Consider the following 22,193-nt stretch of genomic DNA (forward strand, 5'->3'; position numbering starts at 1 on the left):
CAGCGGAGAGGGGCGGAGCAACCAGTGTTCCGCCCCTTTTTCGTTCATCCACCGGCAGCCGCGATGATGGCCTGCCGATCGGCCTCGCCGGCCAGATCGATGCGGATCGTGTTTCCCGCACGGGCCGGCTTGCGCAGGGCCTTTGCTCCATCCGGGTCAACGATGAGCAGCCGCTTCTCCTCCAGCGCCTGAAGCCGTGATCGTGAGATGCAGAGTTCGCTTGCGAGCAGCCGGTCGAGCCGCAGCGATGTCGGCATTTCGAGCCCGAGCTGGAGTTCCAACACGGTCGCGGCTTCCCTGGTGTCGCCGAGCCTGCGCTTGTGAACGCTGACATCGGAGAACTCCTCGACGCGCCCGATCCGGTTGCGCAACGCCACCGCATCGAAGGCATGACGGTGAGCGAGTGCAGGATCGTTGCTTTCGAGCGCCGCCAGCAGCGCCGGGTCGATGTCGCGGCGGTTGCAGCGTTCGAAAATGCCGAAATTCCAGGAATTGTCGCAGTCGATGCAGCGATAGATCAGCCACACGTCGATGCGTTTGCCATTGGCGTTGACGCGGAACTTTCCGCTGCTGCAATAGGCCCTCACGGTGCCGCAGCGGTTGCAATTGATGAGCGGTCGAGGTGCGGTCTGGGGTGCGATTGCCCAGTGGATACGCAGAAGTCCAGACATGCCGATAAGCCCTTCCCGTCGGGAAGTTCATCAGGCCGGCGATGTCGAGATGCCCATGCGGGCGCGGCGTGGCGGTCGCTTGCTATGATTGGAAATCGGATGTCACGGGCGGCAGCGCGCAACAACGGTTCAGCAGTGCCAAACCGGTCTCGAACCGCCGCCCAGAAGAACACATGAACATGAAAACAGATACCGCAAATGCGGTGTCATGCAGTGTGTCGGGGGAGTTGGCGAGACCGGCGGTTACGTAGGCAAAGTGAAGCTCAAAATTGTTTCGCGATGGCCTTTCTAGCCGCGACATGCCGGACCGACAAGGGTCTTTTGTCGGTGCTACCGCAGCCGAGCCACTTGCGTTAATATCCGAAATCGAAGGTTTTCAACCAGAGACCCGGTTATGCACCCCACCTCGCTCCTGATTTTCGCCGCCGCTCTGTTCGTTGCCGCGGGCTCGCCTGGGCCATCGATCGCGGCGCTTGTCGCCCGCGTCATCTCGAAAGGGTTTCGCGACGTGTTCCCGTTCCTGCTCGCCATGTGGATCGGCGAGGGCATCTGGCTATCGCTGGCGGTGTTCGGGCTGGCTGTCGTGGCGCAGACCTTCCATTTCGCCTTCGTCGTGGTGAAATGGGTCGGCGTTGCCTATCTCGCTTACCTCGCCTGGAAGATGTGGACCGCGCCTGTCGATGCAAAAGAGGGCGAGATGCCGCGCGAGGATTCGGCGATAAAACTGTTCTTCGCCGGCATGGCGGTGACGCTCGGCAATCCCAAGATCATGATGTTCTACCTGGCGCTGCTGCCGACCATCATCGACCTCGCTTCGGTCAGCATCGTCGGCTGGGTCGAGCTGACGGCGACCATGGCCGTGGTGCTGGTCGCCATCGATCTCGCCTGGGTGCTCGCCGCATCACAGGCGCGCAAGCTTTTGAAGAGCAAGCGCGCCATGAAGATCGCCAATCGCATCAGCGCCACGACGATGGCCGGTGCGGCGGCCGCCATAGCGACGCGGTCCTGAGCCGGCGCGTCACATCACTTCAATGATCGGCGCGATCTCGACGCTGAAGGCCGGGTTCATCAGGATCGGGCAGTCCTTGGCCTTGGCGACGGCATCGTCGATGTCTTTCGCTTCGACGATCGTGTAGCCGGCGGCCGGATTGCTGCCGCCATTGTTCTCGACCTTGCCGCCGGGCAGCACCATCTTCGACATGCCGACCGGATTGCCGCCGTCGACCACAGCCGAGCCGAGCTTGCCGTACCAGCCGTTCCAGGCGTCCATTGCGGCCTTCCGCTCGGCCTCGTCGGTCGGCATCTTGCCCGAGCCATGATAGACGTAGAGATACTTCGCCATGTTCTCCTCCCTTGGTGAGCGGCATCGAACCGGCATGCGGTCATGCCGCCTGCCGATCATCGGACCAAACCGGCAAACAAGCAACGAGAATGCGACACTGCTAATATAACGCCCCGGTCTGGATCCTGCCGCAATCCGTCACCTTGCCATGGCGTGGTATTCGTCGTTCGGCCGCATATCGATTGCCGCGGCCACGCGGTTCGACATGTTGAAGAAGGCAGCGGTCGAGGCGATGTCCCAGATGTCGCGATCGGTGAAGCCGGCCTGACGCAGCGCGCCCCGGTCGGCCTCGACGATCTTGGCCGGCTCTTGCGTCAGCTTGACGGCGAATTCGAGCATTGCCGTCTGCCTGGGCGAAAGATCGGCGGCGCGGAAATTCATCACCATCATTTCGCCGAGCGCCGGATCGCCGGAGAGCTGGCGCACCGCCGCGCCGTGCGCGGTCAGGCAATAGTAGCAATGATTGATCGAGGAGACGGCGACCGCGATCATTTCGCGCTCCAGCTTCGACAGGCCGGACTCACCCAGCATCAAATCGTTGTACATGTCGGTGAAGGCGCGCAGCTTCTTGTCGTCGAAGGCATAGGCCCTGAGCACGTTGGGGACGAGGCCGAGCTTCTCCTCGCATTTGGCGAAATTGGTTTTTGTCGCCTCGCTCAGCTCTCCCTGGCCAAGATCAAGCGCGCTGATTTTGCCGGTCATGGGTCATTTCTCCTCGTTGCGCGGCATCTTGTCGCCAAATTCCGATAATTCTTGGCAAGCCGTCAAACCTTTGTCGCCAAACAGCGGTCATCTGCTACCATAGTCGTAAAAGCATTCGACGGGAGGGACGTGCGTCATGGCCAGCGTGAAATCCGCGAGCAAGCCGAAGAAAAAAGCCACGGCAGCGCTTAAAGCGGAGGAAAGGCCAGCCAGGCTTGCAGACTATCTGCTCGCCCGCGCGCCAGCTGAAGACATTGCTCCCTACGATGTGGCCGACCTGGAGCGGGCTGCCGATCTCGCCGGCCAGGCAGTCGCCACTCACAGGAAAGGCGAGTGCGTCGTCGCCGTCGATGCCGATTCGGGCGTTGTGCGAGACGGCCGCCCGATGACGGTTGTCACGGTCGTCAACGACAACATGCCGTTCCTGTTCGATTCCATCCTCGGCGAGATCACCGAGACATCGGGCGAACCGACCCTGGTCACCCATCCGGTTATCGTCGTGCGCCACGGCAAGGGCGGCGTGGAAGAAATCCTCGGCGACGGCAATTTCGCCAAGGACGATGGCAGCCACGACCGGCTGAGCGTCATCCATGTCCACATCCCGCGGCTGACATCCGAGCAGGCGAGCGGATTGAGCGAGCGGCTGCGCAAGATCCTTGGCCAGGTTCATGCCGCCGTTCACGACTGGAGGCCAATGCTGGCCCGCCTCGATCAGGCGATCTCGGAATTCCGCTATACGGCCGTGCCGCTCGACAAGAAGAGCGTTGCCGAGGCTCTCGCCTTCCTGGAGTGGCTGCGCGACGACAATTTCACCTTCCTTGGCATGCGCGAGTTCAAATACACCGGCGGCGAGGAAAGCGGCACGCTGGAGCGCGCTGAAAAGCCTGGCCTCGGCATCCTGTCCGATCCCGACGTGCTGGTGCTCAGGCGCGGCACCGAAGCGGTAACGACGACGCCGGAGATCCGCGCCTTCCTGCATGGGCCGGAGCCGCTGATCGTCACCAAGGCCAATGCCAAGTCGTCCGTGCACCGCCGCATCTATCTCGATTACATCGGCATCAAGACCTACACCGCCAAGGGTACGCTCGCGGGCGAATTGCGCATCGTCGGCCTGTTCACCTCGACCGCCTACACGCGCTCGGTGATGAAGATCCCGTATCTCAGGTCCAAGGCCGAAACCATCATCGCCAAGTCCGGCTTCGACCGGCACGATCATTCCGGCAAGGCGCTGATCAACGTGCTGGAAAGCTATCCGCGCGACGAGCTGTTCCAGGTGCCGGTGCCGATCCTGCGCAAACATGCCGCCGCCATTCTGGGCCTGGTCGAGCGGCCACGCGTGCGGGCGCTGGTGCGCGCCGACCAGTTCGACCGTTTCGTCTCAATCCTCGTCTTCGTGCCGCGCGACCGTTACGACAGCGTCGTGCGCGAGAAGATTGGCTCCTATCTGAAAACCGTATTCGAAGGCCGGCTGTCGGCCTACTACCCGGCCTTTCCCGAGGGCGGGCTGGCGCGCGTGCACTTCATCATCGGCCGCTCCGGCGGCAAGACGCCGAAGGTCGAGCAAGCGACGATAGAGGCGGCGATCCGCGACATCGTGCGTACCTGGGAGGACGCCCTTTCCGATGCGGCCGAGGCCAGTGGCGGCGACCAGGCTTTGAAGGCGATCGCCGCGCGGCTGCCGGAAAGCTACCGCGATTCGTTCAGCGCGGCGGTGGCGCTGGCCGATGCCGGGCGCCTTGCCAAGATCAGCGCCGGCAATCCGATCGCCATCGACTATTATCGCCATGCCGAGCAGAAGCCGCACCAGGCATCGCTGAAAATCTATCACCACGGCAGCCCGGTGGCGCTGTCGCGCCGCGTGCCGGTGCTGGAAAACATCGGCTTCCGCGTCATCAGCGAGCGCACTTTCGAGGTCGGCGACGACCAGGTCGGCACGATCAATAGTGATCGGCCCGGCTTAGTCTTTATTCATGACATGGAGCTTGAGAACAGCTACGGCCAGCCGATCGACCTGACCGATGGCGGCGCGCTGTTCGAAGATGCGTTCCTCTCCGTCTGGCGCGGCGACGTCGACAATGACGGCTATAACGGCCTCGCCCAGACCGCCGGCCTGTGGTCTGGCGAGATCACCATCCTGCGCGCCTATGGCCGTTATCTGCAGCAGGTCGGCATTCCGCAAAGCCAGGATTTCATCGCCGCCGCGCTCAACCGCTATCCCGACATAGCGCGTGGCCTGCATGCGCTGTTCATCGCCCGGCTTGGCCCGACAGCGGAGACCGAAGGCGTGGTGGCCGCAAAGCACCTCAAGGCCAAGATCAAGGATGCGCTGGAGGATGTGCCGAACATCGACGACGACACCATCATCCGGCGCTACCTCAATCTGATCGAAGCCACGCTGCGCACCAATCATTTCGTTGCCGATACGAAAGAAAAGGGCCAGTCGCTGGCGATCAAGCTGGACTCGCACGCGGTCGAGGGCTTGCCGGCGCCGCGGCCGTGGCGGGAGATCTTCGTCTACGGCTCCGAGGTCGAAGGTCTGCATCTGCGCTTCGGTCCGGTGGCGCGCGGTGGCTTGCGCTGGTCCGACCGCGCCCAGGACTACCGCACCGAGGTGCTCGGCCTGGTCAAGGCACAGCAGGTCAAGAATGCCGTCATCGTGCCGGTGGGCGCCAAGGGGGGCTTCTATCCGAAGAAGCTGCCGATGAGCGCCGGCCGCGACGCGATCTTCGAGGCCGGTACTTCGGCCTACAAGAACTTCGTCTCCAGCCTGCTGTCGATCACCGACAATATCGGCCTCGACGGCGTCATCCCGCCGGCCGGCGTTATCAGACGCGACCTGGACGATCCGTATTTCGTCGTTGCCGCCGACAAGGGCACGGCGACCTTCTCCGATACCGCTAACGCGATCTCGGAGAAGCACGGCTTCTGGCTCGACGACGCCTTCGCCAGCGGCGGCTCGGCCGGCTATGACCACAAGAAGATGGGCATCACCGCCAAGGGCGCCTGGGAAGCGGTCAAGCGGCATTTCCGCGAGATCAACCGCGACATCCAGACCTCGTCCTTCACCGTCGTTGGGGTCGGCGACATGTCGGGCGACGTGTTCGGCAACGGCATGCTTTTGTCCCCGAAAACCCGGCTGATCGCGGCCTTCGACCATCGCGACATCTTCATCGATCCCGATCCCGACATGGCAGCCTCGATGGCCGAGCGCGAGCGCATGTTCGCGCTGCCGCGTTCGAGCTGGCAGGACTACGACAAGACGAAACTGTCGGAAGGCGGCATCATCGTCTCGCGCAACCAGAAATCGATCACCTTGCCGGCGGCGGCGGCGGCGGCGATCGGCCTGGCCAAGACCACCGCCACGCCGGTCGAGATCATGACCGCCATTCTCAAAGCGCCGGTCGATCTTCTGTGGTTCGGCGGCATCGGCACGTATCTCAGGGCATCGACCGAGACCAATGCCGAGGTCGGCGACCGCGCCAACGATGCCATTCGCATCACCGCGCTCGACGTCCGGGCGAAAGTGATCGGCGAGGGCGCCAATCTCGGCGTCACGCAGCGGGCGCGCATCGAGTTCGGCATGAATGGCGGCCGCTGCAACTCCGACGCCATCGACAATTCGGGCGGCGTCAACTGCTCCGACGTCGAGGTCAACATCAAGATCGCGCTGGCTTCCGCCATGCGCAAGGGGTCGTTGACACGCCCAGCACGCAACAAGCTGCTGGCCGAGATGACCGAGGAGGTCGGCTCGCTGGTGCTGTCCAACAACTACCAGCAGACGCTGGCGCTTTCGATCGCCCGCAAGCGCGGCCTCGCCGACATCGCGCATCAGAGCCGCTTCATGACGGCGCTGGAGGCGCGCGGCCTGCTCGACCGTGCCGTCGAGACGCTGCCGTCGCCGGCAGCGCTGGCCGAGCGCGAAGCGCGTGGCGAACCGCTGACCAGAGCCGAACTCGGCGTGCTGCTCGCCTATGCCAAGATTGTGCTGTTTTCCGACATCGTCGCCAGCGACGTGCCTGATGACGCGCATTTCGACCGCGACCTGATGGGCTATTTTCCCGACCAGATGGCGAAGAAATACGCCGCCGAGATCCATGGCCACAGGCTGCGCCGCGAGATCATTACACGGGTCGTCGCCAACGATCTGGTCAATCGCGGCGGCCCATCCTTCGTCAACCGGCTGCAGGAGGCCACCGGGCGCACCGCCGCCGACGTGGTGCGGACCTTCGCGGTGGTGCGTGACGGTTTTGCCTTGCCGGCGCTCTATCGCGAGATCGACGCGCTCGACAACCAGATCGACGGCCAGGTGCAGCTTGATCTCTATCAGATGGTCAGCCGGCTGATCTATGTGACCAGCGGCTGGTATCTGAAGAACGATGCCGGCACGGCACCCCTCAGCCAGCGCATTGCCGAGTTGCAGGAAGCCCGCAAGGCGCTGGAGCCCAAGCTCGTTTCGCTGCTGCCGGCCTTTTCACGCGAGCGCATCGAGGAGAAGCGGCATGGGCTGTTCAAGGCCGGCGCGCCGGAAAGCTTGGCCGGGCAGCTGGCACTGAGCGAGGTGGCGGAACTCATCCCCGACATCGCGCTGACGGCGCGCACCGCCGGCGCCGATATCGTCGCCGCGGCCAAGGCGTTCTTCGCCGTCAGCGATGCCTTCCGCATTCCGCGTGTCGAGGATGCCGCACGCTCGATCACGCCATCGGACTACTACGATCAGCTGGCGCTTTCGCGCGCCACCGACACGATCGATGCGGCACGGCGCGGCATCGCGGTGGCGGCGCTCACCGGCCACGCCAAGACGGCCGATCCGGTGGCTGCCTGGCTGGACGCCGGCGGCGAGCGGGTGGCGCGCATCCGCGAGCGGCTGCAGGCGTTGACCGAGGGCGGCGACATCACCGTGTCGCGGCTGTCGGTGGCGTCGGGGCTGATGAGCGATCTGACGGGGATGTGAACCGTCGATGATTGCCACACGCATTGTCGGGTGCGTGTGGCGCCTTTTCCAATGTTGTCGGCGCTTGGCGTTCAGCAAGCTCACCAGGAATGTTTGAGGGTGCCGACGATTTTCAGCCGGTCGCCGTAGAATTCGGTCCCGTAATAGCTGGTTGTCAGATACTTCCGGTCGAACAGGTTCGTTGCGTTCAAGGCCAACGTCACGTCCTTGGTCATCTTGTAGCTAATCGCCGCATCCACCAGTGCGTAGCCGCCAATCGAAATGGTGTTCGCGTCATCCCCGTAGGTTTGTCCGATATAGCGCACGCCGCCGCCGATGGTCAGGTCGCCACGCGGTCCTTCCTCGGGAAGCGTGTAGTCGACCCAGGCTGACGCCAGGTGGCGAGGAACGCGCTGCGGCCGATTGCCGGCATTCCCGCCAATGCCGTCTTCCAGGATCTCGGCATCCCAGTAGGAATAGGCAAGCGTCAGGTTCAGGTTTTCCGCGATGGCGGCCTTGCCCTCGAGTTCGATGCCGCGGACGCCAACCTTGCCGATCTGCTGCTGGACAACAGGCGTGACATAGGTCGGAACATTGGTTTGGGTAAGGTCGAAGACCGCGGCTGTGAACAGGCCGTCGAAGCCGTCGGGCTTGTACTTGATGCCTGCCTCATACTGTTTGCCCTCCTGAGGCTTCAACGAGCCCGAGACCGCATACCCGTTGGCGCTTGGCGACACGAGCGGCTGGAAGCTTTCCGAATAGTTGGCGTAGACCGCGAGGTTCGGCGTGAATTTGTAGGTCAGGCCGGCGCGCTTGGTGAAGGCCGATGCGGTGTCGTCGTCCTGCGTTCCCAGATCGAGATAGTCCGCCGTCGTATGGACACGGTCCCAGCGCCCGCCCAGGGTGACGATCCAGCGGTCGTCAAACGTCAATTGCTCCTGGGCATAGACACCGACCGCCTGCTGCTTGACCCGCCAGTTCACATAGGGACCGAGGTTGATGCAGGACAGACCGCAATAGGTCGGGTTGTCGATGTCGATGGGGCCGGCGGTGCCGAAGAGGATGTTTTCGCGGGTCTTGTCGTTGGCGTAGTCGACGCCGACAAGCGTCTTGCTGGCGACCCGGTCCCAGCCCGTATCGTATTGCAACTGATTGTCGAAGGCATAGCGGTTGGACAGGCCGCCGACGGAAAATGCCGTGCGGTCCGCCGTGGGGTCAAGCGACGCGCCGTAGACCTCGGCGTAGTCGAGGCTCAAATGCGTGTAGCGGGCATTGGAGCGGAAGGTGAGATTCTCGTTGAATTCATGTTCGAACTGGTAGCCGATATCGACCTGCTCGGTGTTGAAGCGGTTGAAATCCGGCTCGCCCAGGAAGGTGCCGATGTCGATATTGGCGCCGGCGGGGGTGCCGCGTGCGCCTGTGCCATCTCGCTTGTAATAGTCAGTCAGGATGGTGAGCGAGGTTCCTTCCTCGGGCTTGATGGTCAACGCGGGTGCGATGTAAAGCCGGTCGTCGTTGGAATAATCCCATCCTTGATCGCCATCCTTGGCCAGCCCGGTAAGCCGATAGGTCCACACGCCATCGGGGTCGATCGGCCCGCCAAAATCAACGCCAATCTCCTTGGTGCCGTCGCCATAGGACGTGTAAATCTCCCCCTGCTTCTGGTCCAGCGGCCGCTTGGTAATGGCGTTCACCAATCCGCCAGGGCCGTTGAGACCAAAAAGCGTCGATGTCGATCCCTTTAGGACCTCCACGCGCTGAAGTCCGTAAGGTTCGAGACGGCTGGCCGTGAACCAGGCTGGGATGCGCGCCGTCAAGCCGTCGCGATAGGTACCGAGCGATGTCTGGTCGAAACCGCGGATGCGAATATAGTCGTATCGGTCATCGTTGCCGAACTCGTCGGTGAGGACGCTGGATGTGTAGGCCACGGCCTGCTGGAGGCTTTCGACATGGCGCGCCTCCAGTTCCTTTTGGGTTACAACTGAAACCGAGGCGGGAACGTCGACGATCGGCGTATCGGTCTTGGTGGCGGTCGCCGTATCCTTGGCGACGATCGTTTGATCGGGCCCGCCAACGCGGTCCGACTTGCCGGTGACGACGATCGTTTCCAGTTGAGTTGCATCGTCCGGCGAAACGTCCTGGGCCCGGCCGGTCCCCACCATTCCAAAAGATGCCGCTATCAAGGCACTGCTCGCAATCAATCGCCTTGCCTGAATGCGCAACAATGCCTGTCGACCAATCGTCATCTCTTATTCCCTGTCAGACCAATTTCGAGCAGTTCGGCCGGTCACCGTTCCGGCCCTGCGCGAGCGCAATTAGTCAAAGCGGACAAAAGGAGTCAACTTAATAATCAAGAGATCCACGCCGGCGACAATCGTTGCGAAGCAGGGGGTGGAGGACGGCGCCGGACCTGCGGTCCGACTTCCCACGAGAAAAATACGGGCTTGGTTCGCGTAGCGGACGAAAGCCGGTTGCATGGCTTTCGAACAGTGAACGCCCGGCAGCGTCAAGGGTACGGCACCGAGCTTCGTTCATTGCATGAGGGCATGAAACATGCAGACATGGCGCCCGACACGGAACGGGTGCCGAGGGATCATGATGACGGTAGAGACAGTGCAGCGTGCGTCCGGGCGCGGCATCTGGGGATGGATGCTGTTCGACTGGGCGGCGCAGCCGTTCTTCACGGTCGTGACGACCTTCATCTTCGGACCTTACTTCGTCTCGCGCATGGCGAGCGATCCGGAGACCGGCCAGGCGGCCTGGGGCTACGGCATTGCCGCGGCCGGTCTTGTCATCGCCGTGCTGTCGCCCATCCTCGGCTCGATTGCCGACCAGACCGGCCCGCGCAAGCCCTGGATCGCATTCTTTGCCGCGGTCAAGGTCACCTGCCTTTGCATGCTTTGGTTCGCGGCCCCCGGTTCGAACCTTTTCCTGGTCGTGCTGTTCTTTTCGCTGGCGTCGGTCGCGGCCGAGTTTTCGACCGTGTTCAACGATTCGATGATGCCGCGCCTGGTGCCGAAGAGCGAGATCGGCCGAATCTCCAACATGGCCTGGGGCCTTGGTTATCTCGGCGGCATGATCGCGCTGATCTTCGTCGTCGCTTGCTTGGCCGGTTCGCCGGAGACCGGCAAGACGATCATCGGCACCGACCCGCTCTTTGGGCTCGACCCGAAGCTCGGCGAGGACGCGCGCGCAACCGGGCCTTTGTCAGCCGGCTGGTACTTCCTGTTCATCCTGCCGATGTTCTTTTTCACCCCCGATGCCATCAAGGGCCTGCCGATCGGCCCTGCGGTGCGAGAGGGGTTGGCGGAGCTGAAAGTGACGCTGGGCGAGGTGCGCAAGCGCAGCGGCATCTTCCGCTTCCTTGTCGCCCGCATGATCTATCAGGACGGTGTCAATGCGGTGCTGGCGCTGGGGGGCACTTTCGCAGCAGCGATGTTCCACTGGTCGATCACCGAAATCGGTATTTTCGGCATCATTCTCAACGTCGTCGCCATCTTCGGCTGCCTGGTTGCGGCCCGTCTCGACACGGCGCTTGGCTCAAAAACCATCGTCATGATCTCGCTGGTCCTGCTCAGCATCGCCACGATCGGCATCGTCTCGACCGGACCGGGCTATACTTTGTTCGGCCTCTGGATGATGCCTGGACCGGACAGTGGCGGCCTGTTCGGCACCGCAGCGGAAAAGGCCTACATCTTCTTCGGCCTGTTGATCGGTGTGGCTTTCGGGCCGGTGCAGGCGTCGTCGCGATCCTACATGGCGCGCAGCGTCACGGCCGCCGAATCCGGCCGCTATTTCGGCATTTATGCGCTGGCCGGACGGGCGACCAGTTTCCTGGCGCCGTTCATGGTCGCGTCCGTCACCTTGGCCAGCGGCTCGGCACGGCTCGGCATGGCGGTGATCGTGCTGTTCCTCGGGATCGGCATGGCGATCCTGGTCAAGACGCCCTATCCAGCGGACCGGCCGGCGGATTGAGTTCTTTCTTCCTTCTCCCCCTGTGGGGTGAGCGGCCGGTTCGCGAAGCGAATTCATCGTGCCAGTGGCACGATGAAAGGCTGGCGAACGCCGGGACGCTGCGGAGCAGCGGGGACCCGGCAGGGCGGATCGTCCACCGCCCGGCCCTTCGCGGGCTCAGGGCGTTCGAAGCTCGAAAAGCCAAGCAATTGGCTTTTCGTTTGCTGCGCGAACCGCTTCTCACCCCGCAAGGAGAGAAGGAAGAAGTGCGTCAATGCCTGAAATGCCGGACGCCCGTAAACACCATGGCGATGCCGTGCTCGTCGGCAGCGGCGATGACGTCCTTGTCGTTCATCGAGCCACCCGGCTGGATAACGGCAGTGGCGCCGGCGGCGATCGCCGACAGCAATCCGTCAGCGAAGGGGAAGAAGGCGTCGGAGGCGACGACCGAGCCCTTGGTCAGCGGTTCGGCAAGGCCGGCGGCCTCGGCGGCGTCGAGTGCCTTGCGGGCAGCGATGCGTGAGGAGTCGACCCGGCTCATCTGGCCGGCGCCGATGCCGACGGTGGCGCCGTCCCTGACGTAGACGATGGCGTTGGACTTGACGTGCTTGGCGATGCGGAAGGCGAATTTCAGGTCGGCCATTTCGACCGGCGTCGGCGCCCTCTTGGTCACCACTTTCAGTTCGAGGTCGTCGACGACAGCGTTGTCCCGGCCCTGGATGAGCAGACCGCCGGCGACGGATTTGACCGTCGTGCCCGGCGTGCGCGGATCCGGCAGCCCACCGGTGACCAGCAGGCGCAAATTCTTCTTCGCCGCGACGATGGCCGCTGCCTCGTCAGTGGCGCCGGGCGCTATGATGACTTCGGTGAAGGTTTTTACGATCTCTTCCGCCGCCTCGGCGTCGAGGGTGTGGTTGACCGCGACGATGCCGCCGAAGGCCGAAACCGGGTCGCAGGCGAGCGCCTTGGCGTAGGCGGCTTTCAGCGAGGTGCCTTCGGCAACGCCGCACGGGTTGGCGTGCTTGATGATGGCGACGGCGGCGGAACGCGCCGGATCGAACTCGCCGACCAGCTCGAAGGCGGCGTCGGTGTCGTTGATGTTGTTGTAGGACAGCTGCTTGCCCTGCAACTGACGCGCCGTGGCGACGCCCGGCCGCTTGTCGCCATTGATATAGAAGCCGGCGCTCTGATGCGGGTTCTCGCCATAGCGCATCACCTCGACCAGCCTGCCGCCAAAGGCACGCCACGTCGGGTGTTCGATCTCGAGCGCTTCGGCGAACCAGCCGGAGATCGCCGCGTCATAGCTGGCGGTGCGGGCGAAGGCCTTGGCGGCCAGCTTCTTGCGGAAATCCAGCGACAGCGAGCCGATGTTCATCTCCAGCGCGTTCAGCACCGAGGCATAGTCGCCGGGATCGGTGACGATGGCGACATAGGCGTGGTTCTTGGCCGAGGCGCGGATCATGGCCGGGCCGCCAATGTCGATGTTCTCGACGATCGATGCGTAGTCGGCGCCGGAGCGGCGGACCTCCTCGAACGGATAGAGATTGGAGACGACGAGATCGATCGGCTCGATGCCGTATTTGCGCATTGCCGCTGAATGCTCCGGATCGTCGCGCACGCCAAGCAGCGCGCCATGCACGCCGGGATGCAAGGTCTTGACGCGGCCATCCATGATCTCGGGAAAGCCGGTGAGCTCGGAGACGTCGCGCACCGGAAGGCCCGCGTCAGCGATCGCCTTTGCCGTGCCGCCGGTCGAGACCAGCTCGACGCCTGCGGCTGCCAGCGCCTTGGCGAAATCGATGAGGCCAGTTTTGTCGAAAACGGAGAGCAGGGCGCGACGCACGGGAACCAGGTCTGGTGCGGGAATGTTCTTGGCGGCGACGGCCATGGGCTGGCGGCCTTTCACGACTGGTGTGGTGGATGCCCGGCCCGTAGCACATGCCGCCCGGAAATCAAACCAGCGGTCAGGTGGGTCAGTTGTTTTCCGGGTAGCCGGCGATGCTGGTGCGGGTCAGCTGCCAGTGGACTTCGGCGATTTCCGAGGCCTTGAAGGCAAGCACGATCTGGCGGCTGCGGCGCGGGCCGCCAAGACCGGCGAAATAGATCGATTCCTCGACCTCCGGCACCACTTCGGCCGATGTGAACACCCAGGTGTCGGCCTGATCGGCAGCCAGCACCAGGCGGTCATGCTCGTCCTGCAAAAGGTTGACATCGGGATGAACGTGGAAGCGGACGGTGACGAAGTCGCGGCCATTGTTGCGGATCGCGGCACTGCCGGGGCGCTGGAAGCGGTCCCGGCCGGCCAGCACATTGCCGTTCGACGACAGCTTCAGCTCGCGCTCATGCAGGAAACCAAAGCGCGCGACATAGCCGTCATGGCGGGCGATGAAACCCTGAACGCCTTTCTGATCGGTGCGCTTGCACTGCACATGCTGCGGGCCGCCGATCAACGGCGAACCGAGCAGGTCGTTGACGCGCAACGAGTGGCTGAAGCGCGCCGACGAGGTGTCGTTGATGGTGGCGGTCGAGTGCGCGGCGGTGGCGCGCGCCAGCGGCCGGAATTCAGCCGCGCCGTAGGTGTCGATGCCGGCATTGACGATGTAGTGCTGGCGCCCGGACGACAGTTCGAAGGCAAGGCAGCTGGCATGTGCGGCATTGGACACGTCGACCGGCGGCGGCGGGCCGGTGTCGGCGATGACCGTGGTGCCGCCCATAGACAGGCGCTCATAGCCGGAATGCGGCGCATGCAGCAGCGGCGCGCCAGCGGTGTCGTCGTGGCGCAGGATGGTGGCGATGCGGTCGTGGATGGTGGCGCCCATGCCGTTGAAGCGGGCGAGGCTGCCATCCTGATGGCGGAAGAAGCGCAGCGCCGGCAGCATGCGGTCGATGGCGCCGATCAGCGCCTGCGGCGGCGTTTCCGCCTGGTTGGCATAGGTCTGGCGCAGTGGCAGAAGGTCGGCGAGGATTTCCAGGACGACCATCGGATTGCGCGAAATGTGCCCGCCATCGGCGAGGATCTGGCGGTCGAGTTCCTCGGCAAGGTTGCGGGTCGCGCCACGCAGCGCCGATGCCGGCGCCGGCAGGGACAAGGCAGCGAAGGCGAGCGCGATGCGGGCCCGCAGCCTGTCCTTGCCGTCGGGCATTTCGCGCGCCATCGACCTGAGATAGCGGATCTGCATGGCAACCGACTTCAGGAAGGCGCGGTAGAAAGGGAACTCGGCGCCCTGCAATACGACCGAGGAGTGCTGCAACCAGGCGATGATGCGCTTGGCCGTCGTGCCGGGCTCCCAGGCGATGCCGGAAATATGGCTGCCATGCATGGTGATCCAATCGGAGACCAGGGCGCGGGCGTTGGCAGCGGCAAGCTCCGTGCCGGCGGCGCGCATATGGCGCAGCCAGCGAAAGCCGTGCAGCGTCTTCTGCCAGCCGTGATTGGGCACGTTGATCTGGAAAGGCGACTTGCCGCCGGTCTCGACCAGATGCCCCGACAGGGGATAGCGGCCGTAATAGATCTCGAGTGCGATCTGCGGGTCGGCGAGGCGCAGGTCCGGCGGTGCGATCAGCACACGTTCCGGCGTGCGGCCGGAATAGCGCCAGCGATAGACAGGCCCGGCGCGCAGGCGCCGGCGCGTTTTGCGCCAGAACTCCTTCGCGACAAGCGTCCACAGACGCGTCGTGCTGCTGGCAGCCAGTGCCAAAACCCCTCCTGATCGTCCTCTACCCCGGCGCCGAGTCTACATGATTGCACGATTCGTGCGAAGGCGAATTCCACGAGCCCGGGCCGGTTCACCTGCTTCTGCCGCCGGTCCTGCCTAAAAAAGGCAGCAAATCCGACAGTTCAAGCCCTAGCCGGCTCGCCGCATGCGAGCGGCGAAGAAGCCGTCGAGGCCTGAGCGTTCCGGCGCGCCGAGGTCCAGGTCGGCGGGCGTGGTGCGCAGCGTGCCTTGCGGCGTCAGGAATGGATCGATGCCGGCGATCTCGCCTTGCAGCAGCGGATCATTGGTGATTTCAGGCGTGCCGGCGAGAAAGGCGCAACAGAGATCCTCGCCTTCGAGCGGATCGAGCGAACAGTTGGAAAAGACGATCCTGCCGCCGGGCTTCACCAGCGTCACAGTGCGGGCGAGCAGCCTGCGCTGCAGGTCGGCCAGTTTTTCGACATCGGCAGAAGTCTTGGTCCATGGCACGTCGGGGTGCCGCCGCACCGTGCCGGTCGACGAGCAGGGCGCGTCGAGGAGAACGGCGTCGAACAATTCCTTCGGCTCGTATTTGAGCAGGTCGGCCTGGACGATCTCGGCGGACAGGCCGAGGCGGTCGAGATTCTGCGTCAGCCGCGCAAGCCGGTTTTTTGACGTGTCGATGGCGGTGACCTTCGCGCCGGCAACGATCAGCTGCGCGGTCTTGCCGCCGGGCGCGGCGCAGAGATCGGCAACCCGCAATCCCGTGACATCGCCGAACAGTCGGGCGGGCAGGCTGGCCGCGGCGTCCTGGACCCACCAGGCGCCCTCGGCAAAGCCAGGCAATTCGGTGACAGGACCGACAAGATTCTCGACCCGCACCGTGCCGGTCGGCAGGACGATGCCGCCGAGTTTTTCGGCCCAGAGTCCGGGATCGGCCTTGACCGAGAAGTCGACCGGCGCCTCAACGCGGTGCGCTTCGAGGATCTGTCTGGCCTTTTCGTTGCCGTAGGTAGTCTTCAGCCTGTCGGAAAACCATTTGGGCGCCTCGTCGGTGGCGGCAAGGGCGGCAGGCAATTCCGTTTCCTTGGCCCGTGCCAGTGTGCGCAGCACGCCATTGACGAGGCCGGAGAACCGCACCGTGCGCGGATCGGACTTGGCATGGGTCACCGCAATGTCGACGGCGGCGCTGTCGGGAATATCGAGGAACAGGATCTGTGCGGCCGCCACATGCAATATGTGCGACAGCGCCGTGGCATTGGGCGGCAGCGGCTTTTCCAGGCGCCGCGCCAAGAGCCCCGATATGGTCATGCGATAGCGCAGCGCGGTGACCAGAATGGCGCGGACAAGGCCGCGATCGCGCAAATCGAGCGCCTTGTATTGCGGGTGGCCGTTCTCGTGATCGGTCAGCCCGTCAAGCGGTGTCCTGGCATCGATGACGGCGGCAAGCAGGCGGGCCGCTGCCTTGCGCGCGGCGAGACCGGCGACGAAGTCGCCGCCGTCCCTGTGTTCCTGATCACCTGAAACCGTGCGTCGAGGTCCTCTGTCCGCCACGCTCACGACCACCGGCCCCTGGGCCCGGTCGGATTGCGACCCCATGGGTTGGATTTGGGCTTGGCGGGCTCCGCCGGCTGCTCGGGCCGTGCTGTCTGATCCCACGGGCCGGATGGCCGCAGTTCGTCCGCCTGGCGTGGCGTTGGGGCCTGGCGCGGTGCAGCCCGGCTTTCGCCGCCGGCCATGTCGCGCGCCATCGCCTGCAAGGCTGCAATGCGGTTCTCAGTGGCGGGGTGGGTGGAGAACAGGCTGTCCATGCGCTCGCCGTGAAGGGGATTGATGATGAAGAGATGCGCGGTCGCGGGATTGCGCTCGGCATCGGGGTTGCGGATGCGTTCGGCGCCGCGGGCGATCTTGTCAAGCGCCGATGCCAGCCAGAGCGGGTGTCCACAGATTTCGGCGCCACGTCGGTCGGCCTCGTATTCGCGGGTGCGGCTGACCGCCATCTGCACGACCATCGCGGCAAAGGGCGCTACGACCATCGCCGCCAGCACGCCGACAAAGCCGAACGGATTGTTGTCGCGATTGCCACTGAAAAAGAAGGCGAAATTGCCGAGCATCGAAATGGCACCGGCAAAGGTGGCGACGATCGTCATGGTCAGCGTGTCGCGGTGCTGCACATGGGCGAGTTCGTGCGCCATGACGGCTGCGACCTCTTCAGGCGTCAGCGCCTGCAACAGGCCGGTGGAGGCAGCGACCGCCGCGTTCTGCGGGTTGCGGCCGGTGGCAAAGGCGTTCGGCTGCGGATTGTCGATCAGGTAGGTCTTCGGCATGGGCAGGCCGGCCTGTTTGGCGAGCGACTGGACGATGGCGTAATATTCGGGCGCGTTCTTCTCGTCGACCTCGACGGCACGGTTCATCGACAGCACCATCTTGTCGGCATTCCAGTAGCTGAACAGATTGGTGCCGGCGGCGATCAGCAGCGCGATCATCATGCCGCCGGTTCCGCCGATCAAAAAGCCGACGCCCATGAACAGCGCGGTCATCGCGGCAAGAAGCATGGCGGTGCGAAGTGTGTTCATCGTCTGCTCCTGTCCAGGTGATAGCGAAAAGGGGTCGATCCGCTTGGTCTCATCGCTATATGATGGGAAACACCAGTTCCCGTTTCAATCCGCTGGAAATATCGCATGAACGACGAAGCCAGTAAAACCGATGCCGAGCTTGCCCATGATGTCGAGCCAAAGGCGCTGACGCCGGAAGCCAGACGTGCGCTCGCGGAAGCCGAAGCAAGGCGTGTAAAGTACCTGGAAAAGGAAGCCTCGGCGCCGAAGGAAATCGGCGGCCGCGGCGGCAAGGAGCCCGGCCGCTACGGCGACTGGGAGGTAAAGGGCCTGACCAGCGATTTCTAGACGCCGCTAGGCGGCGTTGCGCTGCGGCTCGAGCGCGATCCAGCCACGCTCGTCGACGGTGATGCCCACCATGTCGTAGCCCGCGATCGCGGCGTGTTGCGTTGGCAAGGGGTGCTTGTGCGTGGCGCTGATGACCATGACCGCCGCGCCCGCCGCTTCGGCTGCCGCTATGCCGGCCGGGGCATCCTCGAACACGAGGCAGTCGCGCGCGTCGAAGCCGAGCCGTTCCGCACCAAGCCGGAAGCAATCGGGCGCCGGCTTGCCGCGGGAGACATCTTCCGCTGCGACGATGACCGCCGGGACGGGGATGCCGGCGGCCTTCATGCGCAACAGCGCCAGCTCACGTGGGGCGGAGGTTACGATCGCCCAGCGTTCGGGCGGCAGCGAGTCGAGAAATGCCACGGCGCCGGCGATCTGGATAATGCCATCGAGATCGGCCGCCTCGGCCTTCAGCAGCAGATTAGCCTCGTGTGCCGGGTCGACGCCCGGCAGCGCCAGCCCGGTGATGGTCTCGATCGCGCGTACGCCATGGATCGTCGGCAGGAAGGCAGCGACGTCGAGGCCCTGGCGACGTGCCCAATCGCTCCACACCCGTTCCGCCGAGGCGATGGAATTGATGAGCGTGCCGTCCATGTCGAAGAGGAAGGCCGCGAATTTTCTGCTTGAATACATGATTTTCCTTGAGTCCGGGGAGCGCTGGTGGGGTTGCCGAACCTAACGTCTCGACCGCGGCAGGGGAAGACACGGGGTGGGCTTTTCGATCGGCCCAGGGAACCACGGTATCCTCCGGGCGTTTGGGAAGGACTGCTTCTCACAAGATCGAAGGGGGGACCAACGATGCTGATCCGGCTCGGCTACGAAATCGCCATCGAATGCGTAGCCGCCACGCCGGTGATTTCAGTGCTCGAGATCCATCGGGACAGGCAGGCTGATATCAAGCGGCAGACGCGGGTGCTGACCTCGCCCGCGGTGCCGACAAGGCTGTACCACGATCTGCATGGCAATGCCTGCCGGCGCTTCACAGCGCCCGCCGGTGGTTTTCGCATCCTGTACGACGCGGTCGTCGAGGACAGCGGCGAGACGGACGAGGTAAACACGCTGGCCAGGGAAGTGCCGGTGGCGGACCTGCCGGACGAAGTTCTCGGTTATCTCCTGGGCAGCCGCTATTGCGAGACGGATCATCTGAGCAGCCTGGCCTGGCAGCTCTTTGGCGACATTCCGTCCGGTTGGGCGCGCGTGCAGGCTATCGTCGACTATGTCCACAACCGGCTGTCGTTCGGCTATGGCTATGCGCGCTCGACCCGCACGGCGGCTCAGGCGCATGAGGAACGCGTCGGGGTCTGCCGCGACTTCGCTCATCTGGCGATCACGCTTTGCCGCTGCATGAATATTCCGGCACGCTATGTGAACGGCTATCTCGGTGATATCGGCGTGCCAGCCGATCCGGCACCGATGGACTTTTCGGCGTGGCTGGAAGTGTTCCTCGACGGCAAATGGTACACGTTCGATCCTCGCCACAACACGCCAAGAATCGGCCGCATCGTCATCGCCCGCGGCCGCGACGCCACCGACGTGCCGCTGCTGCATAGTTTCGGCGCCCACCGGCTCAGCCTGTTCAAGGTATGGACCTATGAACAGGAAGGCAATCTGTTCAACCCGCCCTACCACGGTATCGACAGGACCGTCGGCGCACAGATGCTGGCCTAAAGGTATGTCGATTCAGGTGAGGCCGGTCTGCAAATGACGGCTTTCTGCGCTTCCGGTGCTCACGGACCAAATGTCCGCTCCGCTCCGGTTCTCGAAAGCCATCATTTTCGACCTGGCCTTGCCTGAATCTCAACACCCCCTTGAGGCGCGGCCAAAAGCGGCCCTGGTTTTCAAACGTGATGGCGCTTTGGTCTTCGACGGCCGGAGGCGTTGGATCCGATCATTTCGCGCCCTGCAGTCTCGGGACAACTGGCCCGCTTCGGCACACGGACCCTGTCCCGCAACAGGACGTCATCGGGATTCCGTGATTGCTTCGTCTTGAGCATGGTAACCGGCTCGTAAACGCAGCCGCGGCCGCGCCTTTCTGTTTACCAGTCATTCACCTTTGCGGAGCTTGAAGCCGAACAAAAACAATGACTTGGCGACAAGCGGCCGGCCTTCTGCCAGCCAGCGGCGTCATCCGGCGGGAATCCTGCATTGCCCTGTCCGCGGCGACGAGGCCGAGGCGAATGGAGGCTGTAGGATGCGGAATTACGGGGGTCTTGTTCACGCGGTCGGCGGGTTCGCCAGGGATCGCGGTGGAAATTTCGCAATCCTGTTCGGCCTCAGCGCCTCGGTCTTGGCGCTGGCTGTTGGCTTCTCGGTCAACGTATCGCAGCTCTACAATGCCAGATCGAGCCTCCAAGGCGTCGTCGACGCCGCGGTCACATCGACGGCACGCGACCTAACGACCGGCGCCATCAAGGAAGCCGATGCCAACAAATCGGTGCAGGCCTTTCTCGACGCCAACAGCCAGGCAGGCATTCTGCAGGCCAACCAGATCGTGCTCGACAAGCTGATCGTCAACAGGACCGCCAAGACGGTCCAGGCCGACGTCCATGTCGATGTCGGGCTGTATTTCCCGATTTTTGGCACGGGCGACATGAAACGCGTCGCCGTCTCCACGACGGCGCTCTATTCGGACAAGACCGTAGAAGTGGCGATGATGCTCGACATAACGGGGTCGATGGCCAAGCGCGGCAAGGTCGACAAAATCGGCGATCTGAAAACAGCTGCAAAAAACGCCGTCCAGACGATGCTGCAGAAACAGGATCCGCAGAACCCCCGCATCCGCGTCGCGATTGTGCCTTATGCATCTGGCGTCAACGCCGGCAAGCTGGCGGAAAACATCTATGCCGAGAAGCAAGGCAGCTCTGAGCTCCCACCCATCGCCGGCAGTCCGCTTCTCGTCGCCAAGACAGGCAAAAATCTGCTGCCGTCCTTCAGCGACTACATCTCCATTGTCGGCGCGGCGATGCCACGCCCCGACAATTGCGCCACCGAGCGCAAGGACAAGAACGGCAACGCGGATATGAGCGCCGACGGCCCGGATACTGTCCGCACCGACGGGAGCGGCAAGAAATACTATGCTCTGGTCAACCGGGACGATCATCTCGGTGACGGGGACATGAACAGGTGTCCTGATGCGAAAGTGATCCCGCTGACCGCCGATTCCGATGCCTTGCTTGAATCGATCGAGGACTTCCGGGCCAATGGGTTTACGGCCGGCGCGATCGCCATTCAGTGGACCTATTATATGCTGTCGCCGCAATGGCGCACTGCAATCAGGAATGCCGGTCTTGGCAAGGGTGCCTCGGATGCCGATCCGAAGAAGATCGCCAAGGTCGCGATCCTGATGACCGATGGCCAGTTCAATACCGCCTTCGCCGGTGCTGGGGACAGCTACAACAGGCAGGGCACCCTTGCGCGCGGCAACGCCGAAACGCTGTGCGACAACATGAAAAACGACGGCATCGAGATTTTCACCATCGGCTTCGATCTGGACGACAAGGATATGTCGACAACCGAGCGGGACCAGGCAAAGGCGGTGCTGAAGGATTGTTCGTCGAAGGATACCTCCGGCGCCAAGAGGCATTTCTTCGACGTGTCCACCGGAGCCGAATTGGACGACGCCTTTCAGGAAATCATTCGCAACACCGAAAAGGTCGCATTGACCCAGTAGTCTGGTCCGCAAACGGAAAAGGCCGCCGCTTCTTTCGAAGCTGGCGGCCTTCCGTGTTTCCGTCCGTGGCGCGGCCCATGGCGATGACCTATCAGGTCAGCCGCCGCGCATTTCGCGCCTTAACGGGAAGACTGCTTCCCGAAAGTGCAATCCGCTGAGGCCACGTTCTGGAAAACGAAATCACTCGACATCGGATCACCTCCTTTCGATTTGTTGAACACATACTCATGATGGGGTGCATTGCAGCAAAAGACAAGGTGCAGGTCTGAAATTAACCAAGGGGCGGGCCTGGTGCGGGCCGGCTTGCG

Annotated in this window: 15 protein-coding genes; 6 read left to right on the forward strand and 9 right to left on the reverse strand. The window is 63.5% G+C overall.

The annotated features are described in order from the left end of the window. Nucleotides 1–44: 44 nt before the first annotated feature. Complete coding sequence (locus AC0L2D_RS20830; protein ID WP_063169468.1) at nt 45–671, reverse strand: DUF1062 domain-containing protein; 627 nt, start codon at nt 669–671, stop codon at nt 45–47. Nucleotides 672–1,065: 394 nt separating this feature from the next. Between AC0L2D_RS20830 and AC0L2D_RS20835 the strand changes: the two genes are divergently transcribed. Further along, nucleotides 1,066–1,680: a LysE family translocator gene (locus AC0L2D_RS20835; RefSeq protein WP_024504201.1), complete on the forward strand. Its 615-nt coding sequence runs from the start codon at nt 1,066–1,068 to the stop codon at nt 1,678–1,680. 9 nt (nt 1,681–1,689) lie between these two features. Here the strand turns inward: AC0L2D_RS20835 and AC0L2D_RS20840 are convergent, their stop codons facing one another. Both AC0L2D_RS20840 and AC0L2D_RS20845 read right to left on the reverse strand, forming a co-directional pair. After that, on the reverse strand, nt 1,690–2,013 hold the full coding sequence (locus AC0L2D_RS20840) for a YciI family protein (RefSeq protein WP_013529006.1): 324 nt from the start codon (nt 2,011–2,013) through the stop codon (nt 1,690–1,692). 138 nt (nt 2,014–2,151) lie between these two features. After that, entirely contained in the window at nt 2,152–2,715 is a 564-nt protein-coding gene (locus tag AC0L2D_RS20845; RefSeq protein ID WP_473542197.1) for a peroxidase-related enzyme, read from the reverse strand. A 136-nt stretch (nt 2,716–2,851) separates the two neighbouring features. On the opposite strand from AC0L2D_RS20845, the gene AC0L2D_RS20850 reads away from it, so the two are divergent. Further along, nucleotides 2,852–7,666 carry an NAD-glutamate dehydrogenase gene (locus AC0L2D_RS20850; RefSeq protein ID WP_473542199.1) on the forward strand — a complete coding sequence of 1,605 codons (4,815 nt, stop codon included), beginning with the start codon at nt 2,852–2,854 and terminating at the stop codon, nt 7,664–7,666. 80 nt (nt 7,667–7,746) lie between these two features. On the opposite strand, the gene AC0L2D_RS20855 is transcribed toward AC0L2D_RS20850, so the two are convergent. Then, nucleotides 7,747–9,891, reverse strand: coding sequence for a TonB-dependent siderophore receptor (locus AC0L2D_RS20855; protein ID WP_473542201.1), 2,145 nt, complete (start codon nt 9,889–9,891; stop codon nt 7,747–7,749). A gap of 352 nt (nt 9,892–10,243) precedes the next feature. On the opposite strand from AC0L2D_RS20855, the gene AC0L2D_RS20860 reads away from it, so the two are divergent. Further along, a complete protein-coding gene (locus AC0L2D_RS20860) occupies nt 10,244–11,620 on the forward strand; it encodes an MFS transporter (protein ID WP_013529010.1) in 1,377 nt (458 codons plus the stop codon). A gap of 250 nt (nt 11,621–11,870) precedes the next feature. On the opposite strand, the gene purH is transcribed toward AC0L2D_RS20860, so the two are convergent. The 4 genes from purH to htpX form a co-directional block, all read right to left on the reverse strand. Continuing rightward, on the reverse strand, nt 11,871–13,487 hold the full coding sequence (purH, locus tag AC0L2D_RS20865) for a bifunctional phosphoribosylaminoimidazolecarboxamide formyltransferase/IMP cyclohydrolase (protein WP_473542203.1): 1,617 nt from the start codon (nt 13,485–13,487) through the stop codon (nt 11,871–11,873). Between the two features lie 85 nt (nt 13,488–13,572). Further along, on the reverse strand, nt 13,573–15,297 hold the full coding sequence (locus tag AC0L2D_RS20870; protein WP_013529012.1) for a heparinase II/III family protein: 1,725 nt from the start codon (nt 15,295–15,297) through the stop codon (nt 13,573–13,575). 147 nt (nt 15,298–15,444) lie between these two features. Further along, entirely contained in the window at nt 15,445–16,872 is a 1,428-nt protein-coding gene (locus AC0L2D_RS20875; RefSeq protein WP_473542205.1) for an RsmB/NOP family class I SAM-dependent RNA methyltransferase, read from the reverse strand. Continuing rightward, a complete protein-coding gene (gene htpX / locus AC0L2D_RS20880; RefSeq protein ID WP_473542207.1) occupies nt 16,830–17,849 on the reverse strand; it encodes a zinc metalloprotease HtpX in 1,020 nt (339 codons plus the stop codon). The genes AC0L2D_RS20875 and htpX overlap by 43 nt, the downstream gene beginning before the upstream one ends. Nucleotides 17,850–17,954: 105 nt before the next feature. Between htpX and AC0L2D_RS20885 the strand changes: the two genes are divergently transcribed. After that, entirely contained in the window at nt 17,955–18,176 is a 222-nt protein-coding gene (locus AC0L2D_RS20885) for a DUF1674 domain-containing protein (RefSeq protein WP_024504209.1), read from the forward strand. A gap of 6 nt (nt 18,177–18,182) precedes the next feature. On the opposite strand, the gene AC0L2D_RS20890 is transcribed toward AC0L2D_RS20885, so the two are convergent. Next, nucleotides 18,183–18,848 carry an HAD-IA family hydrolase gene (locus AC0L2D_RS20890; RefSeq protein WP_337123358.1) on the reverse strand — a complete coding sequence of 222 codons (666 nt, stop codon included), beginning with the start codon at nt 18,846–18,848 and terminating at the stop codon, nt 18,183–18,185. Nucleotides 18,849–19,013: 165 nt separating this feature from the next. Here AC0L2D_RS20890 and AC0L2D_RS20895 point away from each other — a divergent pair, with 165 nt between their 5' ends. Next, nucleotides 19,014–19,883 (forward strand): transglutaminase-like domain-containing protein, encoded by an 870-nt coding sequence (locus AC0L2D_RS20895; RefSeq protein WP_013529017.1) that lies wholly within the window; start codon nt 19,014–19,016, stop codon nt 19,881–19,883. Nucleotides 19,884–20,406: 523 nt separating this feature from the next. Continuing rightward, nucleotides 20,407–21,885: a TadE/TadG family type IV pilus assembly protein gene (locus AC0L2D_RS20900; protein ID WP_473542209.1), complete on the forward strand. Its 1,479-nt coding sequence runs from the start codon at nt 20,407–20,409 to the stop codon at nt 21,883–21,885. The last annotated feature ends 308 nt before the right edge of the window (nt 21,886–22,193 follow it).

Source organism: Mesorhizobium sp. WSM4833 (assembly GCF_055811095.1).

Bases quoted from the DNA above. Each gene is read 5' to 3' on its own strand.
- AC0L2D_RS20885 (WP_024504209.1), top strand. From the start codon at position 17,955: ATGAACGACGAAGCCAGTAAAACCGATGCCGAGCTTGCCCATGATGTC.
- AC0L2D_RS20895 (WP_013529017.1), top strand. From the start codon at position 19,014: ATGCTGATCCGGCTCGGCTACGAAATCGCCATCGAATGCGTAGCCGCC.
- AC0L2D_RS20875 (WP_473542205.1), bottom strand. From the start codon at position 16,872: ATGGGGTCGCAATCCGACCGGGCCCAGGGGCCGGTGGTCGTGAGCGTG.
- AC0L2D_RS20850 (WP_473542199.1), top strand. From the start codon at position 2,852: ATGGCCAGCGTGAAATCCGCGAGCAAGCCGAAGAAAAAAGCCACGGCA.
- AC0L2D_RS20900 (WP_473542209.1), top strand. From the start codon at position 20,407: ATGCGGAATTACGGGGGTCTTGTTCACGCGGTCGGCGGGTTCGCCAGG.
- AC0L2D_RS20845 (WP_473542197.1), bottom strand. From the start codon at position 2,715: ATGACCGGCAAAATCAGCGCGCTTGATCTTGGCCAGGGAGAGCTGAGC.
- AC0L2D_RS20860 (WP_013529010.1), top strand. From the start codon at position 10,244: ATGACGGTAGAGACAGTGCAGCGTGCGTCCGGGCGCGGCATCTGGGGA.
- AC0L2D_RS20890 (WP_337123358.1), bottom strand. From the start codon at position 18,848: ATGTATTCAAGCAGAAAATTCGCGGCCTTCCTCTTCGACATGGACGGC.
- purH (WP_473542203.1), bottom strand. From the start codon at position 13,487: ATGGCCGTCGCCGCCAAGAACATTCCCGCACCAGACCTGGTTCCCGTG.
- AC0L2D_RS20840 (WP_013529006.1), bottom strand. From the start codon at position 2,013: ATGGCGAAGTATCTCTACGTCTATCATGGCTCGGGCAAGATGCCGACC.
- htpX (WP_473542207.1), bottom strand. From the start codon at position 17,849: ATGAACACACTTCGCACCGCCATGCTTCTTGCCGCGATGACCGCGCTG.
- AC0L2D_RS20835 (WP_024504201.1), top strand. From the start codon at position 1,066: ATGCACCCCACCTCGCTCCTGATTTTCGCCGCCGCTCTGTTCGTTGCC.
- AC0L2D_RS20830 (WP_063169468.1), bottom strand. From the start codon at position 671: ATGTCTGGACTTCTGCGTATCCACTGGGCAATCGCACCCCAGACCGCA.
- AC0L2D_RS20855 (WP_473542201.1), bottom strand. From the start codon at position 9,891: ATGACGATTGGTCGACAGGCATTGTTGCGCATTCAGGCAAGGCGATTG.